Annotated in this window: 11 protein-coding genes; 1 reads left to right on the forward strand and 10 read right to left on the reverse strand. The window is 71.9% G+C overall.

Annotation, left to right across the window (positions count from 1 at the left end):
• Positions 1-5: 5 nt before the first annotated feature.
• The 9 genes from ACZ5Y0_RS21720 to ACZ5Y0_RS21760 all read right to left on the reverse strand — a co-directional run bounded on the left by ACZ5Y0_RS21720 (position 6) and on the right by ACZ5Y0_RS21760 (position 11,363).
• Complete coding sequence (locus ACZ5Y0_RS21720) at positions 6-1,532, reverse strand: NCS1 family nucleobase:cation symporter-1 (protein WP_469130325.1); 1,527 nt, start codon at positions 1,530-1,532, stop codon at positions 6-8.
• A 151-nt stretch (positions 1,533-1,683) separates the two neighbouring features.
• Complete coding sequence (locus tag ACZ5Y0_RS21725) at positions 1,684-2,703, reverse strand: TIGR03842 family LLM class F420-dependent oxidoreductase (protein WP_469130326.1); 1,020 nt, start codon at positions 2,701-2,703, stop codon at positions 1,684-1,686.
• Positions 2,704-2,713: 10 nt separating this feature from the next.
• Positions 2,714-4,153: a dihydropyrimidinase gene (gene hydA / locus ACZ5Y0_RS21730; RefSeq protein ID WP_469130327.1), complete on the reverse strand. Its 1,440-nt coding sequence runs from the start codon at positions 4,151-4,153 to the stop codon at positions 2,714-2,716.
• A gap of 145 nt (positions 4,154-4,298) precedes the next feature.
• Positions 4,299-5,141: a nitrilase-related carbon-nitrogen hydrolase gene (locus tag ACZ5Y0_RS21735; protein WP_469130328.1), complete on the reverse strand. Its 843-nt coding sequence runs from the start codon at positions 5,139-5,141 to the stop codon at positions 4,299-4,301.
• Positions 5,142-5,400: 259 nt separating this feature from the next.
• Positions 5,401-6,987 carry a PucR family transcriptional regulator gene (locus ACZ5Y0_RS21740; protein ID WP_469130329.1) on the reverse strand — a complete coding sequence of 529 codons (1,587 nt, stop codon included), beginning with the start codon at positions 6,985-6,987 and terminating at the stop codon, positions 5,401-5,403.
• A gap of 44 nt (positions 6,988-7,031) precedes the next feature.
• Positions 7,032-8,315, reverse strand: a complete 1,284-nt coding sequence (locus ACZ5Y0_RS21745; protein ID WP_469130330.1) for an aspartate aminotransferase family protein — start codon at positions 8,313-8,315, stop codon at positions 7,032-7,034.
• Positions 8,312-9,154 (reverse strand): nitrilase-related carbon-nitrogen hydrolase, encoded by an 843-nt coding sequence (locus ACZ5Y0_RS21750; RefSeq protein ID WP_469130331.1) that lies wholly within the window; start codon positions 9,152-9,154, stop codon positions 8,312-8,314. Before ACZ5Y0_RS21750 ends, ACZ5Y0_RS21745 begins: the two co-directional genes overlap by 4 nt.
• A gap of 182 nt (positions 9,155-9,336) precedes the next feature.
• Complete coding sequence (locus tag ACZ5Y0_RS21755; protein WP_469130332.1) at positions 9,337-10,902, reverse strand: hypothetical protein; 1,566 nt, start codon at positions 10,900-10,902, stop codon at positions 9,337-9,339.
• Positions 10,903-11,054: 152 nt separating this feature from the next.
• Entirely contained in the window at positions 11,055-11,363 is a 309-nt protein-coding gene (locus ACZ5Y0_RS21760) for a helix-turn-helix domain-containing protein (RefSeq protein ID WP_469130333.1), read from the reverse strand.
• Positions 11,364-11,622: 259 nt separating this feature from the next.
• Here ACZ5Y0_RS21760 and ACZ5Y0_RS21765 point away from each other — a divergent pair, with 259 nt between their 5' ends.
• Complete coding sequence (locus tag ACZ5Y0_RS21765) at positions 11,623-14,163, forward strand: ATP-dependent Clp protease ATP-binding subunit (protein WP_469130334.1); 2,541 nt, start codon at positions 11,623-11,625, stop codon at positions 14,161-14,163.
• A gap of 13 nt (positions 14,164-14,176) precedes the next feature.
• Here ACZ5Y0_RS21765 and ggt read toward each other — a convergent pair whose 3' ends face one another.
• A complete protein-coding gene (ggt, locus tag ACZ5Y0_RS21770) occupies positions 14,177-15,979 on the reverse strand; it encodes a gamma-glutamyltransferase (RefSeq protein ID WP_469130335.1) in 1,803 nt (600 codons plus the stop codon).
• Positions 15,980-15,981: the final 2 nt, after the last annotated feature.

Genomic DNA, 15,981 nt, shown 5'->3' on the forward strand with positions numbered 1-15,981 from the left:
CTGCGTCACGCGGTGGCCTTCTCCCGTCCTCTCAGCAGCATCAGCGCCAGGTAGAGCGCCATCGAGGTGCCCAGGCCCACCGCCCAGCCGTAGTCGGCCAGCGGCTCCAGCGCCGGGACGGGACGGCCGTCGACCAGGGGCTTGAAGCTCGCGCCGCCGACGGCCAGGACACCGCCGACCACGAAGCTCACGACGGCCCGCCAGTTCCAGCCGGCGTCGTACCAGTAGCGGCCTTCGGTGCGATACAGGTCGGTCAGGTCGAGCTTGCCGCGGCGCAGGACCCAGTAGTCGGCGATGAGGATGCCGGCGACCGTGCCGAGCAGCCCGCCGACCAGGCCGAGCCAGGTGAAGATGTAGCCCTGCGGGTCGGAGTACAGCTTCCACGGGAAGATCAGCACGCCGAGCACACAGGTGACGAGCGCGCCGGTGCGGAAACTGATCCTCCGGGGCGCGATGTTGGAGAAGTCGAAGGCCGGCGAGACCAGATTGGCCGCGATGTTCACGGACAGGGTCGCCACCAGCACGGTCACCAGGGCGAACAGCAGACCCACGACGTTGTCCGTCCTGGCGGCGAGCTGTACCGGGTCCCAGATCGTCTCGCCGTACACGGCCTGCGAACCGGAGGTGACCATCACCGACAGCAGCGCGAAGAGGGTCATGGTCGTGGGCAGGCCGAGGGCCTGTCCCCAGGTCTGTGCCCGCTGTGACTTTCCGTACCGCGTGAAGTCGGGGATGTTCAGCGACAGCGTGGACCAGAAGCCGATCATGCCCATGAGGGACGGCCAGAACAGCTTCCAGAAGTCGCCGCCCCAGCCGAGCCTGGAGGGCTGGTCGAGCAGCGGGCCGAAACCGCCCGCCTTGTCGCTCATCCAGATCAGCATCACGAGCGCGCCGACGAGGACGAAGGGCGCCGCCCAGTTCTCGAAGCGGCGGATCGTCTCCATGCCGCGACAGATGATCGCGACCTGGAGTGCCCAGAAGATCGCGAACGACAGCCACATCGTCCAGGGGTGGCCGCCGAACCCGCCCGCCTCGCTCCAGCCGTTGCCGATCAGTTTCCCGGCGAGGAAGTAGATCGCCTCGCCGCCGATCCAGGTCTGGATGCCGAACCAGCCGCACGCCACCAACGCCCGCACGACGGCGGGGAGGTTGGCGCCGCGGATCCCGAAGGAGGCGCGGGCGAAGACCGGGAAGGGGATGCCGTACTTCGGTCCCGCGTGCCCCGTGAGCAGCATCGGCACCAGCACGATCAGGTTGGCGAGGGCGATGGTGAACACCGCCTGTTTCCAGTCCATGCCGACGGCGATCAGACCGGAGGCGAGGGTCCAGGAGGCCGTGTTGTGGGCCATGCCGATCCACAGCGCGGAGAAGTTGTACGTGGTCCAGGTGCGCCTCTCGACGGGGACCGGCAGCAGGTCCTCGTTGGCGTAGGGACCGCTGGGCGGCGGCGTGCCAGGGGCGATCTCCACCCGGCCGTCGGGAAGGGTGACTTGAGAGGTCGGCGGTATGGCCGTGGGAGCCGTGTCGGTCATGAGCAGGCCAATCGAACGAGGTGGGACGGGAGAGGCCGTGCGGGCGGTGCGCGGGAGGCGCCCCGGGCCCCCTCCCCCGGACGGCGGGAAGGGGGATCCCGGGGTGTGCGGAGAGCCGGTGACCGACGGGGCGCCGGTCTCCGCCGCACGGTCAGCTGTTGACGGCGGGGATCACCTGGGCGCCGTAGGCGTCGATGGTGGCCTCCTGCGCGTCGTGCATGTCGTAGACCGCGAACTGGTCGACGCCCAGCTCGCGGAGCGCGTTCAGCTTCTCGATGTGCTTCCCGACCGGGCCGATGAGGCAGAACCGGTCGACGATCTCGTCGGGCACGAACCGGGTGTCCGGGTTGTCGGCCCGGCCGTGGTGCGAGTAGTCGTAACCCTCACGCGTCTTGATGTAGTCGGTGAGTTCGTCGGGTACGGCGGCGGAGTGCTCGCCGTACTTGGCGACCAGGTCGGCCACGTGGTTGCCGACCATCCCGCCGAACCAGCGGCACTGGTCGCGGGCGTGGGCGAGCGCCTCGGGCGAGTCGTCCTCCGTGACGTACGCCGGGGCGGCGACGCAGATCCTGACCTCGCCGGGGTCGCGGCCGGAGGCGACGGCCGCGTCCTTCACGGCCTTGACCATGTACTCGGTGAGGTACAGGTCGGCCAGCTGGAGGATGAAACCGTCGGCCTCCTCGCCGGTCATCTTCAGGGCCTTGGGGCCGTACGCGGCCATCCAGACGGGGAGTTCGGCGCCCGGCCTGATCCACGGGAACTTGATCACCGTGCCGCCGAGGTCGGCCTCGTCGCCGCGGCCCAGGGCACGGATGACCTTCATGGCCTCGCTGATCCGGGCCAGGGTGTTGGGCTTGCGGCCCGCGACGCGCATCGCTGAGTCGCCGCGGCCGATGCCGCACACGGTGCGGTTGCCGAACATGTCGTTGAGGGTGGCGAAGGTGGAGGCGGTGACCTCCCAGGTGCGGGTGCCCGGATTGGTGACCATCGGGCCGACCGTCAACCTGCTCGTGTTCGCGAGGATCTGACTGTAGATCACGAACGGTTCCTGCCAGAGCACGGCGGAGTCGAAGGTCCATCCGTGGGTGAAGCCGTTGCGTTCGGCCCGCTTCATCAGGCTGATGACCTTCGAGGCCGGCGGGTCGGTCTGTAGGACGAGTCCGAAGTCCATGGCGCCACTCCTAGTTGAGGTACTGACAGGTGGAGCGGGGGATGTAGGCGCCGTGACCGGCGCGACCGGTGTACTCCCGCTCGCTGACGACGGGCTCGCCCCGCGAGAGGACCGTCTCGACCCGGCCGGTGATCCGCCTGCCCTCGTACGCCGAGTAGTCGACGTTCATGTGGTGGGTCTCGGCGGAGACGGTCTGCTCGGCGTGCGGGTCGTAGATCACCACGTCCGCGTCGGCGCCGGGGGCGATGGTGCCCTTCTTCGGATACATGCCGAACATGCGCGCCGGAGTGGCGCAGGCGATCTCGATCCAGCGGCGGCGCGAGATGTGTCCGTCGACGACGGCCTGGTGGAGCAGGTCCATGCGGTTCTCGACGCCCGGCAGACCATTGGGGATCTTGGAGAAGTCGCCCCGGCCCAGCTCCTTCTGGCCCACGAAACAGAAGGGGCAGTGGTCCGTCGACACCACCTGGAGGTCGTTGGTCCGCAGGCCCTGCCACAGCTTGGCCTGGTGCTCCCGGGGCCGGAGGGGCGTGCTGCACACGTACTTCGCGCCCTCGAAGCCGGGCTCGGCGAGGTTGTCGGTGGACAGGAACAGGTACTGCGGGCAGGTCTCGCCGAAGACGTTCAGCCCCTCGTCGCGCGCCCGCGCCAGTTCCGCGACCGCTTCCATCGCCGACACGTGCACCACGTAGAGCGGCGCGCCGGCGACCTGGGCGAGCTTGATCGCGCGGTGGGTGGCCTCCGCCTCCAGCAGCGACTTGCGCACCTCGCCGTGGTAGCGGGGATCGGTCTCACCCCGCGCCAGCGCCTGCTCGACCAGCACGTCGATGGCGATGCCGTTCTCCGCGTGCATCATGATCAGGCCGCCGTTCTCGGCGGAGCGCTGCATGGCGCGCAGGATCTGGCCGTCGTCACTGTAGAACACGCCCGGATAGGCCATGAACTGCTTGAAGGAGGTCACACCCTCCGCCACCAGCAGGTCCATCTCCTTGAGCGTCTCCTGGTTCACATCGGAGACGATCATGTGGAAGGCGTAGTCGATCGCGCAGGTGCCCTCGGCCTTGGCGTGCCAGGCGTCCAGGCCCTCGCGCAGGGTGTGTCCGACGCTCTGCACGGCGAAGTCGACGATCGTCGTGGTGCCTCCCCAGGCGGCCGCACGGGTGCCCGTCTCGAAGGTGTCGGAGGCGAAGGTGCCGCCGAACGGCAGCTCCATGTGGGTGTGGGCGTCGACCCCGCCCGGGATGACGTACTTCCCGGTGGCGTCGATGACCTGCCCCCACCCTTCGGGCGGGGGTGCTCCCCTCTCGCGTCCCTCGGCGGTCCAGGCCTCGGCGGCCGGGGTACCGGAGGCGGCGAGGGCGGCGATACGGCCGTCCTCGATCAGGACGTCGGCGTGGATCTCGTCGGACGCGGTGATGACGAGGCCACCCCGGATGACGGTTCGGCTCATGCGGTGACGCTCCGCTGGGTCGTGGTCGGCAGGGACGGGTCGTGGGGGGCTGGTCGCGTCCCGCGGCGAGGCCGCACCCGGACGCCGTCCCGCGCCCCCCGCTGAGGGCTCGGCCCCGCACGGGGGGCGCGGGTATGCGCACGGGTCAGGGCGCGGTCAGCGGGGAGTAGGCGTCGGGACGGCGGTCCCGGTAGAACTGCCAGCGGTCGCGGACCTCGCGCAGCTTGGCCATGTCCAGGTCGCGCACGACGAGTTCGGACTCCTTGTCGCTCGCCACCTCGCCGACGAACTGCGCTTCCGGGTCCACGAAGTACGAGGTCCCGTAGAAGTCGTTGTCGCCCAGTTCCTCGACGCCGACCCGGTTGATCGCGCCGACGAAGTACTCGTTGGCGACGGCCGCCGCCGGCTGCTCCAGCTGCCACAGATAGGCGGACAGGCCGCGCGAGGTGGCCGACGGGTTGAAGACGATCTCGGCGCCTTCCAGGCCCAGGGCACGCCAGCCCTCGGGGAAGTGGCGGTCGTAGCAGATGTACACGCCGATCCGTCCCACCGCGGTGTCGAAGACGGGCCAGCCGGCGTTGCCGGGACGGAAGTAGAACTTCTCCCAGAATCCCTTCACCTGCGGGATGTGGTGCTTGCGGTACTTGCCGAGGTACGAGCCGTCCGCGTCGACCACCGCGGCCGTGTTGTAGAGGACGCCGGGCTGCTCCTCCTCGTACATCGGCAGCACCAGCACGATGCCGTGCTCCCTGGCGAGGGCCTGGAACCGCTTGACGATGGGTCCGTCGGGGATCTGTTCGGCGTACTCGTAGAACGCCGGGTCCTGGACCTGGCAGAAGTACGGTCCGTAGAACAGCTCCTGGAAGCACAGGACTTGGGCGCCCTGGGCGGCCGCGTCGCGCACCGCCCGCTCGTGCACCTGGATCATCGACTCCTTGTCGCCGGTCCATGCGGTCTGGAAGACGGCGGCTCGGATCACTCGGCTCATCGGGACCTCCGGTCGCTCGGTGTGCGAGGAGCCTAGGAAGTCCGAAAGCGGGCTTTGAGGTGCACGGTGTCACGTCCGGGAGCGTTGGGCGTGCCACGGTGTCACGACTTGGCCGACGCATGTTTCACCACCGTTTTCGCAGGTCGTCGCATGTTTCACTCCTGTTGCACGCCGGGCGGGCCCGCCGTCCGCCGCCTGTCGTGCGCCACACGGGGCGCCCCGTCCCGGCCCCGCGGCGGACCGGCCGCGGCAACGCTTGTCATGTCTGCTGCGCGTCGTGCGCCAGGAGGGCGATGTGCACCGACGCGGCCTGCTCGAAGTCGTCGAGGTCGACGCCCAGCCGGGCCTGGATGGCCTCCAGCCGCCGGTACAGCGCGGGCCGTGAGACGTGGTGGAGCTGGGCGGTACGGGACTTGTTGCGGCCGGTGGCGAGGTAGGTGCGCAGAACGGCGAGCAGATCGTCCCCGGCCGCGCACAGCAGCCCGTCCAGTTCCCGTTCGGCGAAGGCCTGCACGTGCGGGTCGTCCCGCAAGAGCCGTATGAGACCGCGCAGGTGCACGTCCCCCAGGCGGACGACGGCCGGGAGGTCCCCGACGGTCGAGGAGTCGGCGACGGCGTCGGCAACGTGCTGCGCCTCGCGCAGTCCCGCGGGTACGTCGTCCCAGGCGATGCGTGGTGCGGCGGCGGCCACGACCGTGCCGCTCTCGCCGGACTCGGTGCGCAGCCGGGCCGCGAAGTGCGCGGTGAGCGCCTCGGCGTCCTGGTCCCGGGCGAGGCTGAGCAGTACGGCGGTGGCCCCGTCGGCGAGTTCGGCGACCAGCCCGGCCATGCCCAACAGGCGTAGCAATCGCTCCAGTTGGCGGCAGTCGCCGTCGCGGACGACCAGCGGGACGAAGGTGCGCCGGTTGACCGGCAGGCCGGTCGACCGCGCGCGGGGCAGCAGTTGGCGGGCCGCTACGACGCCCGAGACCAGGTCGGTGAGCAGGCCCTGCGCGCACTGCTCCTCCCAGGAGTGCACGGACGTGCCGCCGAGCATGCGGTGCAGGACGAGGGCCTCGGCGGCCCGCTCGGCGAGCAACCGCCCGCCGGCGGTGTCGCCGCGGTAGCCGCAGAGCATGATCTGCCCCCACCGTTCACCGCGTCCGCCCAGTTCGGCGCGGATCCAGCCGTCGCCCTCGCTGCCGCCCGCCTGGCGGGCGATGCGTTCCCAGTCGCGCAGCACGTCGTCGACCGCGGAACGTTCCCCCGCCGTGGCGAGGACCCGGTGGGCGAGGTTGGTGACGACGACGGGACACCCGGTGTGGTGGGCGATCTCGTCGAGCACGCGTTGCAGCGGCGCCCCGGCGGTGATGAGTGCGGTGAGCGCGGTCCGTACGGCCTCGGAGAGACTGACGGCGGCGAACTTCCGCCGTACGAGCCGGGACTGGACCTCCTCGGTCAGTTCCGCGAAGGGGAACGGCCGGTGCAGGACGACCATGGGCAGTCCGCACCGTTCGGCGGCGCGCCGCATCATGTCCGGCGGGGCGGGGAAGGCCCGGCCGAGGCCCAGGACGACGGCGGCCGCCTCCGCGCGGTGCAGCGAGCGGACGTACTCGGCCTGCGCGTTCTCGTCGCCGGCCAGCAGCACTCCGGTGGTGAGGACCATCTCGCCGCCGCTGAGCATCACGCCGACGTCGGCGGCCTCGGCGACGTGCACCCAGCGCACCGGCCGGTCGAGGTGGGCCGCGCCGGCCACCACCTCGGGCTCTCCGGCCAGCACGCGTTCCAGCGCGAGGACCTGACGGACCGACAGCGCGGGTTCCAGGGGCTCGACGGGGCCCCGGTGCTCCCGGATGGTGGTGGTCATGGCGTGGTTCCCTCGGCTCGGGAGCTGCTGTGGACGCTCAGGCGCTACCGCGTGCTCCTCAGGGCGCCTTCGAGGATCGCGGCGCCCTCCTCGGCCTCCGCGACGGTCAGGGACAGGGGCGGGGCGATGCGCAGGGCGCTGGTGCTGTGACCGCCGCCCTTGCCGATCAGCAGGCCCTCGGCGCGGGCGGCCTCCAGGACGGCGGCGGCCCGGCCGGGGTCGGCCTGGTCGGTGCCGGGATCGGTCAGCTCGATCCCGATCATCAGCCCGCGTCCGCGGACCTCCCGTACGCCGGGGTCCTGGGCGGTGGCGGACCGCAGCCGTTCGATGAGCAGTCCACCGACCCGTCGGGCGTTGCCCTGGAGGTCGTGCTCCAGCAGGTGGGCGAGGTTGGCGAGGCCGGCGGCCATGGTGACCTGGGTGCCGCCGAAGGTGGAGATGCTGTTGGCGTCGAGGCAGTTCATGATCTCGGAGCGCGCGACGACCCCGCCGATGGACATGCCGTTGCCGATGCCCTTGGCGAAGGTGACGATGTCGGGCGGGCCGTTGCGGTCGTGCGCCTGCCAGCCCCAGAAGTGGTCGCCGGTACGGCCCCAGCCGGTCTGCACCTCGTCGGCGATCCACAGGATCCCGTGCGCGTCCAGCACTTCGCGGAACGCCGCGTACAGCCCGTCGGGCGGGGACGTGAAGCCGCCGACGCCCTGGACCGGCTCGGCGATCAGGGCGGCCGGTGGCCGGATGTGGCCGAGCAGGTCCTTCAGGTCCTCGACGCAGGCCGCGATGAAGGCGGAGTCGTCGAGCGAGGCGTACGGGCCGCGGGTGCGCACGCCTCCGTGGACGTACACCGTCTGGAGCGGGGACAGCGAGGTGGGCGACCAGCCGCGGTTGCCGGTGATGCCGACGGCGCTGAAGGAACGACCGTGGTAGCTGTTGCGCATCGCCAGGATCGTGTTGCTGCGCCGGTGGGCGGTGGCGAGCAGCAGGGCGGTGTCGTTGGCCTCGGTGCCGGAGGTGGTGAAGAAGACGCGGGCGTCCGGGACGGCGCTCAGCCGGGCGATGCGCTCGGCGAGCTCGACCATCGGGCGGTTGAGGTAGAGCGTGGAGGAGTGGATGAGCCGTCCGGCCTGCTCGCTCACCGCCTTCGTGACCTCGGGCAGCGCGTGCGCCGTCATGGTGGTCAGGATGCCGCCGAAGAAGTCGAGGTACTTGTTCCCCTCGGCGTCCCAGACGTGGCGGCCCTCCCCGTGCGTGATCTCCAGCGGCTCGTCGTAGTAGAGGGCGAGCCAGTCCGGCAGGACCCGTCGGTGGCGGGCGTGGAGGTCGTTCACGGCCGCACCAGCCCGTCGTAGGCGTCGGGGCGTCGGTCGCGGTAGAAGGCCCAGGTCTGCCGCACCTGCTCGACCAGGTCGAAGTCGAGGTCGCGGACGAGGAGTTCCTCGTCCTTGTCGCCGGCGGTCCCGCCGACGAACTGTCCGCGCGGGTCGACGAAGTAGGACGTGCCGTAGAAGTCGTTGTCGCCGTACTCCTCGACGCCGACCCGGTTGATGGCCGCGACGAAGTACTCGTTGGCGACGGCCGCCGCGGGTTGTTCGAGCTGCCAGAGGTGGGCGGAGAGCCCCCGGTGGGTGGCGGACGGGTTGTAGACCAGCTGGGCGCCGTTGAGGCCGAGCTGGCGCCAGCCCTCGGGAAAGTGGCGGTCGTAGCAGATGTAGACGCCGACCTTGCCGACGGCCGTGTCGAAGACGGGCCAGCCGAGATTGCCCGGCTTGAAGTAGTACTTCTCCCAGAAGCCCCTCACCTGCGGGATGTGGTGCTTGCGGTACTTGCCGAGGTAGGTCCCGTCGGCGTCGATCACGGCCGCGGTGTTGTAGTAGAAACCGGACTGCTCGATCTCGAAGACCGGGACGACGATCACCATGCCCGTCTCGCGGGCCAGCTCCCGCATACGCCGCACGGTCGGCCCGTCGGGGACGGGCTCGGCCCAGCGGTAGTGCTCCGGCTCCTGGACCTGGCAGAAGTAGGGCGCGTTGAAGACCTCCTGGAAACCGATGATCCGCGCGCCCTGCCGGGCCGCCTCGCGGGCGTGCTCCTCGTGTTTCGCCACCATGGACTCGGTGTCGCCGGTCCAGGTGGCCTGGACCAGGGCGGCACGTACGACGTTGGCCATGAGCTGCTCCTTCGACGGAAGACGTCAGAGCCTCTACGCCCGTAGAAACGGGCCGTAGAGGGACGAACGTAAGCCTCGGGGACGGGCTTGCCAAGACCATCGTCGTCAACCCGCGGAGTCGATCGCGTTTCACACTCCGGTGGGTGAGTCGCGGGCGGACGGCGTAGGGGCGACGACGCGGGTCAGGTCGTGAAGCCCGCGACCCGCAGGGCGTGCACCAGATCCCAGTGCCGTTCGTCCGAGACGCCGCGGGCGGCCTCCAGCAGCAGCGGGACCAGGAGCCGCGGGTCGGGGGCGACGCTGCGGGCCGCCTCCTCGGGGGTACGGACGCGGACGTAGGCGTCGAGCAGCGCGCGCACCTCACGGCGGCGGCCCTCGGCCGCCAGGGCGGCGACCGCCTCCCCGATCTCCTCGGCCGGGCGGGCCACGCCCTGCCGCAGGATGTGCTCCCCGTCGGCCGTGCGGCCCGCCTCGGCCAGGGCGTCCGCCGCGGCGACGAGCCGGTCGGCGGGCAGCGAGGCGGCCTCCCACACCAGGGTCGTCCAGTCGGCGGTGAGCCCGCTGCGTTGCAGGCCCGCGGCGAGCAGCGGGATGCGGGCGGCGGGCCAGTACGCGAACTCGACGAGCAGCGCGTGCGCCTCGCCGCCGCGGCCCTCGGCGCGGAGCCGGATCAGCCGTTCCACTGCCTCGGCGGTCTCCCGTCGGGCCGCCGCGCCCGTCGGCCCGGCCGGGGCCGACGGCCGGGCCTGCCGCTCGGGCCGCTGCTGCGGTTCCTCGGCGACCCCGGCGAAGCGGGCGCCGCGCGGGGTGCGGCGCGTGCTCGGCGCGGAGTCCGGCGGCGGTGCCTCGGCGGCGGGCGGTACGGCGACGGGGGCGGCCTCCTCCTCGGCCATCCCGGCGAACCGCGCACCGCCCCGGCGGCGCTTGCGCTGCTTGGGCACGGCGGGGGAGGTGTCGTCCGGGGCGGGTCGGCGGGCGGCGGGTTCGGTGAGCGGCTCCTCGTGGGAGGGCGCCGCCTCGCGGGAGGGGGTGCCGGAGTCCCCGGGGACGCGGGCGGCCGGCGCGGTCGGGGCCGCCTCGGGGTACGGCGACACCGAAGACGTGCGGGGGTCGCCGTACGGGGTCCGGGAGGCGCGCGGGTCACCTGGAGCGGGGGACGGCCGGGGGTAGCCGTACGCGTCCGTTTCCGCACGCCGGATCGGCGGGTCCCAGGCGGCGAGGCCGCCACCACCGGCATTGTCACGCCGGTCCAACTCCGCTATTCGAGAACGGAGTTCGGCGCAGCGGGCGGTGGCCCGTTCGTGGTCGTCGTGGGCCCAGGCGAGGTCGAGGCGGATGGCCTCGGTCTCTTCGGGGCCCGTGGCGGCGGCCAGGAGGCGGCCCAGTTCGGCCTGCCGGTCGACAGCGTGGCGCCGCTCGCGGAGCATGACGTCGAGCCGGTCCCCGAGGGCGTCGCGGGCGCCGGGGCGGGCGTCGTGGGCGGCGAGTGCCGCGAGGTGCAGGGGCCGGGCACGTTCGGCCTCCCGGGCGGCGAGAGGGGTGCCGTAGGTGGCGGCGAGGTCCTGGAGGAGGGCCGCCACCACGTCCCAGGGCGGCACCTCACGGCCGTCGAGGCAGGCCCGCATGCCGTCCGGGTCGCGCCGCCAGAAGACCACGCACCAGCCGGAACCCTGATCCAGGCGCGCCAGCAGTCCGTCCAGGTAGTTCATGAACTCCCGCACCTGTTCTGGGAGTTGATCTAAAGCCATCGCCCCGCTCCCGCCGACCGGAACACTCCGGTCCGTAGGGAACACCATCCGTGTTACAGAGCGGATACAGGGAGTTTTCCAACGGGCGCGACGGTCCCGCGACGCGATCCCGACGGAGGGGGCGGAACCGGCGTGCGGGACACGGCCACCGCTCAGGCGGCCCGGCCGACCCGAACGGCCGCTCCGCCGGGATCGGCCGCGTCGACCTCCGCGACCGCCACGAGGGCGCACCGCGCCCCGAGTTCGTCCATGGAAAGGCCGAGCGCGCGGGCGAGGGCGGCGACGGTGAAGAAGGCCGGGGTCGGTGCGCGGCCGGTCTCGATCTTGCGGAGCGTCTCGGCGGAGATGCCGGCGCTCGCGGCGATCGTGACCATGCTGCGGCCGCCACGGGCCTCGCGGAGCAGCTTGCCGAGCCGCTCGCCGCGTTCGCGCTCTTCGGGGGTCAGCGGGGTACGTACCATGGCTCCATTCTAATACCGGCATAATAATTGGCACGGTGGAATCACTCCGGGGCGTGCCTCCACGGAACCGATGCCGACGATCACGGCCACCGGACCCCGCGTCGTGACCGAACGGCAGGCGCACCCGCCCCGCGGGAGCCACTGACGCCCCGGACCGTCCAGGACATGCCGCCTCAAAAGGAACGTGTCATCGTGGTGTAGCCCGACCCGGACGAAAGACGCGTCCGCACCGGCAACGCAGTCGAGGGAACGGAATGCCATGACCAGCGGCTACATCGGCCCTGAGGGCGACCCCTTCGGTGAATTCCTGGCCCGCTTCTTCGGCGGGCCGCGCCCCGGCCCCCGTCAGATCAACATCGGCCAGCTCCTCAGCCAGCCGGCCAGGGAACTGGTCCGCGGCGCGGCCCAGTACGCCGCCGAGCACGGCAGCCGCGATCTGGACACCGAGCACCTGTTGCGTGCCGCCCTCGCGACCGAGCCGACCCGCGGTCTGCTCAGCCGCGCCGGGGCGGACCCGGACTCCCTCGCGACGGAGATCGACGAGCGCTCGGGCCCGGTCCAGCACCCACCGGGCGAGGTACCGCCGCCCACCTCGCTGTCGCTGACGCCTGCCGCCAAGCGGGCCCTGCTGGACGCCCACGACCTGGCGCGCTCGCGCGGCACCGGCTACATCGGCCCCGAACACGTGCTGAGCGCCCTCGCGGCGAACCCGGACTCCGCCGCCGGGCACATTCTCAACGCGGCCCGTTTCGCTCCGCCCACCGGGCCGTCCGAGCCCGCGGACACCATGCCCCCGCAGTCCCGCCAGGAGCGGCAGCGGCCCACCTCCACACCCACCCTGGACAAGTACGGCCGCGATCTCACCGAGCTGGCGCGTCAGGCCCGTATCGACCCGGTGATCGGCCGGGACGACGAGATCGAGCAGACGATCGAGGTGCTGTCCCGGCGGGGCAAGAACAACCCCGTGCTCATCGGTGACGCGGGTGTCGGCAAGACCGCCATCGTGGAGGGGCTCGCGCAGCGCATCGCCGACGGCGACGTCCCGGACGGGCTGACCGGCCGCCGGGTCGTCGCCCTGGACCTGGCCGGGGTGGTCGCCGGCACCCGCTACCGGGGCGACTTCGAGGAACGCCTCAACGCCATCGTGAACGAGATCCGCGAGCACTCCGACCAGCTCATCGTCTTCATCGACGAGTTGCACACGGTGGTCGGCGCGGGCGGCGGCGGTGAGGGCGGCTCGATGGACGCGGGCAACATCCTCAAACCGGCGCTGGCCCGCGGCGAACTGCACATCGTGGGCGCGACGACGCTGGAGGAGTACCGGCGGATCGAGAAGGACGCGGCGCTGGCCCGCCGGTTCCAGCCGATCCTGGTGCCGGAACCGTCGGCCCCGGACGCGATCGAGATCCTGCGCGGTCTGCGCGACCGGTACGAGGCCCACCACCAGGTCCGCTACACCGACGAGGCGTTGGTGGCGGCCGTGGAGCTGTCCGACCGGTACCTCACCGACCGGCGGCTGCCCGACAAGGCCATCGACCTGATCGACCAGTCCGGTGCCCGGGTGCGGCTCGGTGCCCGCACGAAGGGCACGGACGTGCGCGCGATGGAGCGCGAGGTCGAGCAGCTCGCCCGCGACAAGGACCAGGCGGTGGCCGACGAGCAGTACGAGCACGCCACCCAGCTGCGTGACCGCATCGTGGAGTTGAAGCAGCGGATCGCGGCCGGGGGCGGCGAGGCCGACGAGGGCCAGCATCTGGAGGTCACCGCCGAGGCCATCGCCGAGGTCGTCTCCCGGCAGACCGGCATCCCCGTCGCACGCCTCACCCAGGAGGAGAAGGACCGGCTGCTGGGGCTGGAGCAGCATCTGCACGAGCGCGTCGTCGGCCAGGACGAGGCCGTACGGGTCGTCTCGGACGCGGTGCTGCGCTCGCGTGCCGGACTGTCGAGCCCGGACCGGCCGATCGGCAGCTTCCTCTTCCTCGGCCCGACCGGCGTCGGCAAGACCGAACTGGCCCGCACACTCGCCGAGGCGCTGTTCGGCAGCGAGGAGCGCATGGTCCGCCTGGACATGAGCGAGTACCAGGAGCGGCACACCGTCAGCCGCCTGGTGGGCGCCCCGCCCGGCTACGTCGGCCACGAGGAGGCCGGCCAGCTCACCGAGGCGGTCCGCCGCCACCCGTACTCGCTGCTGCTGCTCGACGAGGTGGAGAAGGCGCATCCGGATGTCTTCAACGTCCTGCTCCAGGTCCTCGACGACGGGCGGCTGACCGACGCGCAGGGCCGCACGGTCGACTTCACCAACACGGTGATCGTGATGACCAGCAACCTGGGCTCGGAGGCGATCACTCGGCGCGGCGCGGGAATCGGTTTCGGGGCGGGCGGCGCCGAGGCCGACGAGGAGGCGCGCCGGGAGCAGATCCTGCGCCCGCTGCGCGAGCACTTCCGGCCCGAGTTCCTCAACCGCATCGACGAGATCGTCGTCTTCCGCCAGCTCAGCGGTGATCAACTGCGCCGGATCACCGATCTGTTGCTGGAGGGGACCCGTCGGCTGGTGCATGCGCAGGGCATCGCCGTGCAGTTCTCCGACGCCGCCGTCGACTGGCTCGCCGAACGCGGATACCAGCCCGAGTACGGCGCCCGTCCGCTGCGCCGCACCATCCAGCGCGAGGTCGACAACCAGCTGTCGCGGCTGCTGCTCGACGGACGGATTAAGGAGGGCGCCCGCGTGACGGTCGACGTCGCGGACGGGCGGCTCGCGTTCCGCACGAGCCGCGACGAGCCACCCGCTCCCGGCCTGTGAGGCGGCCGGCGCCCTACGGCGCCGGCAGCACCACCCGCGCCGAGCCGCCGCCCCGCCGCACGGTCTCGGCCGCGGCGAGCCACTTTCCGTTCGGCAGCCGCTGTACTCCCGTCACGGCGCCGATCTCCGGGTTCAGGCGGAACGAGTGCCCGATCGACTCGAGTTGCCGGGCCAGGTCGCTGCCGTAGAGGCCTGGTTCGAGTTCCGTCCGGGCGGCGTTGCGCTGGCTGGCGCGGGGCGCGGCGATCGCTTCCACGAGGGGCAGCCCGCGGTCGAGGAACCCGGTGAGGGTCTGGAGCACGGTGGTGATGATGGTGGCGCCGCCGGGTGAACCGAGGGCGACCACCGGCTGGTTGTGCCGGTCCAGGACGATGGTCGGCGCGATCGACGAGCGCGGCCGCTTGCCCGGACCGGGCAGGTTCGGGTCGTGCACGGCCGGATCGGCCGGGGCGAAGGAGAAGTCCGTCAGCTCGTTGTTGAGGATGAACCCCCGGCCGGGGACGGTGATGCCGCTGCCGCCGGTCTGCTCGATGGTGAGCGTGTAGGAGACGACGTTCCCCCACTTGTCGGCGACGGTCAGGTGCGTGGTGTTCTCGCCCTCGTACGTCGTCGGTGCCGCCGTGCCCGCCGTGGCGCAGGCCGCCGGACGGCGCGGGTCGCCGGGCGGGACCGGGCTGGTCAGCACCGCGTCGTCCCTGATCAGGCACTCCCGCGAGTCGGCGTACCGCTGCGACAGCAGTTCCTGCGTCGGTACGTCCTCGAAAGCCGGGTCGCCGACCCAGCGCCCGCGGTCGGCGAACGCGATGCGGCTGGCCTCGATGAACCGGTGCAGGTACTGGGCCCGGCTCGCCTTGGACAGGTCGGTCCGCTCCAGGATGTTGAGGGCCTCGCCGACGGTCGTGCCGCCGGAGGAGGAGGGGGCGATGGAGTACACGCCGAGGCCGCGGTAGGCGGTCCGGGTGGGCGCCTGGAGTTTGGCGCGGTAGGCGGCCAGGTCCTTCGCGGACAGCTCGCCGGGCCGGGCGTTCCAGCCCGAGGCCGGGTCCACGGGCGGCTTGTTGACGGTGTCGACGATGTCCTCGGCGATGTCGCCCCGGTAGAGCGCGCCGACCCCCTTGCGGGCCAGTTCGGCGTAGGTGCGGGCGAGATCGGGGTTCTTGAAGGTCGAGCCGACGGCCGGGAGCTGCCCGCCGGGCAGGAACAGCTCGGCGGTGTCGGGGAAGTAGCGGAAACGGGTCTCGTTGGCGGCGGTCTGGCTGCGGAAGGTGGCGTCCACGGTGAAGCCGTCGCGGGCCAGTCGCTGGGCGGGCTTGAGCACCGCGCCGAGCTTCCTGCTGCCCCACCGGTCGAGGGCGGTCGCCCAGGTGGCGGGCGTGCCGGGGGTGCCGACGCCGAGGCCGCTGCTTACGGCGTCGGCGAAGGCGAGGGGCTTGCCGTTCTCGACGAAGAGGTCGGCGTCGGCGGTCAGGGGCGCGGTCTCGCGGCCGTCGATCGTGCGCACCGTACGGGACCTGGCGTCGTAGTAGACGAAGTACCCGCCTCCGCCGATTCCCGAGGAGTACGGCTCGGTGACGCCGAGGGCGGCAGCGGTGGCGACGGCCGCGTCGACCGCGTTGCCGCCCTTGCGCAGGATCTCGATACCGGCCGCGGAGGCGTCCGCGTCGACGCTGGACACGGCGCCGCCGTAGCCGACGGCGAGGGGTACCTTCTCGGCGGCCGTTCTCTGAGCGTCGGCGGGTGGCGCCGCCGCTCCTACCGAGACCACGGCGGCGGAGACCGCCAGGGCCGACAGTTTCCGCGCGACAGAGCGGCGCATCC

The sequence above is a fragment of the Streptomyces sp. NPDC033216 genome (genome assembly GCF_055577115.1).

Bases quoted from the DNA above. Each gene is read 5' to 3' on its own strand.
- ACZ5Y0_RS21740 (WP_469130329.1), bottom strand. From the start codon at position 6,987: ATGACCACCACCATCCGGGAGCACCGGGGCCCCGTCGAGCCCCTGGAA.
- ACZ5Y0_RS21760 (WP_469130333.1), bottom strand. From the start codon at position 11,363: ATGGTACGTACCCCGCTGACCCCCGAAGAGCGCGAACGCGGCGAGCGG.
- hydA (WP_469130327.1), bottom strand. From the start codon at position 4,153: ATGAGCCGAACCGTCATCCGGGGTGGCCTCGTCATCACCGCGTCCGAC.
- ACZ5Y0_RS21725 (WP_469130326.1), bottom strand. From the start codon at position 2,703: ATGGACTTCGGACTCGTCCTACAGACCGACCCGCCGGCCTCGAAGGTC.
- ggt (WP_469130335.1), bottom strand. From the start codon at position 15,979: ATGCGCCGCTCTGTCGCGCGGAAACTGTCGGCCCTGGCGGTCTCCGCC.
- ACZ5Y0_RS21750 (WP_469130331.1), bottom strand. From the start codon at position 9,154: ATGGCCAACGTCGTACGTGCCGCCCTGGTCCAGGCCACCTGGACCGGC.
- ACZ5Y0_RS21755 (WP_469130332.1), bottom strand. From the start codon at position 10,902: ATGGCTTTAGATCAACTCCCAGAACAGGTGCGGGAGTTCATGAACTAC.
- ACZ5Y0_RS21765 (WP_469130334.1), top strand. From the start codon at position 11,623: ATGACCAGCGGCTACATCGGCCCTGAGGGCGACCCCTTCGGTGAATTC.
- ACZ5Y0_RS21735 (WP_469130328.1), bottom strand. From the start codon at position 5,141: ATGAGCCGAGTGATCCGAGCCGCCGTCTTCCAGACCGCATGGACCGGC.
- ACZ5Y0_RS21720 (WP_469130325.1), bottom strand. From the start codon at position 1,532: ATGACCGACACGGCTCCCACGGCCATACCGCCGACCTCTCAAGTCACC.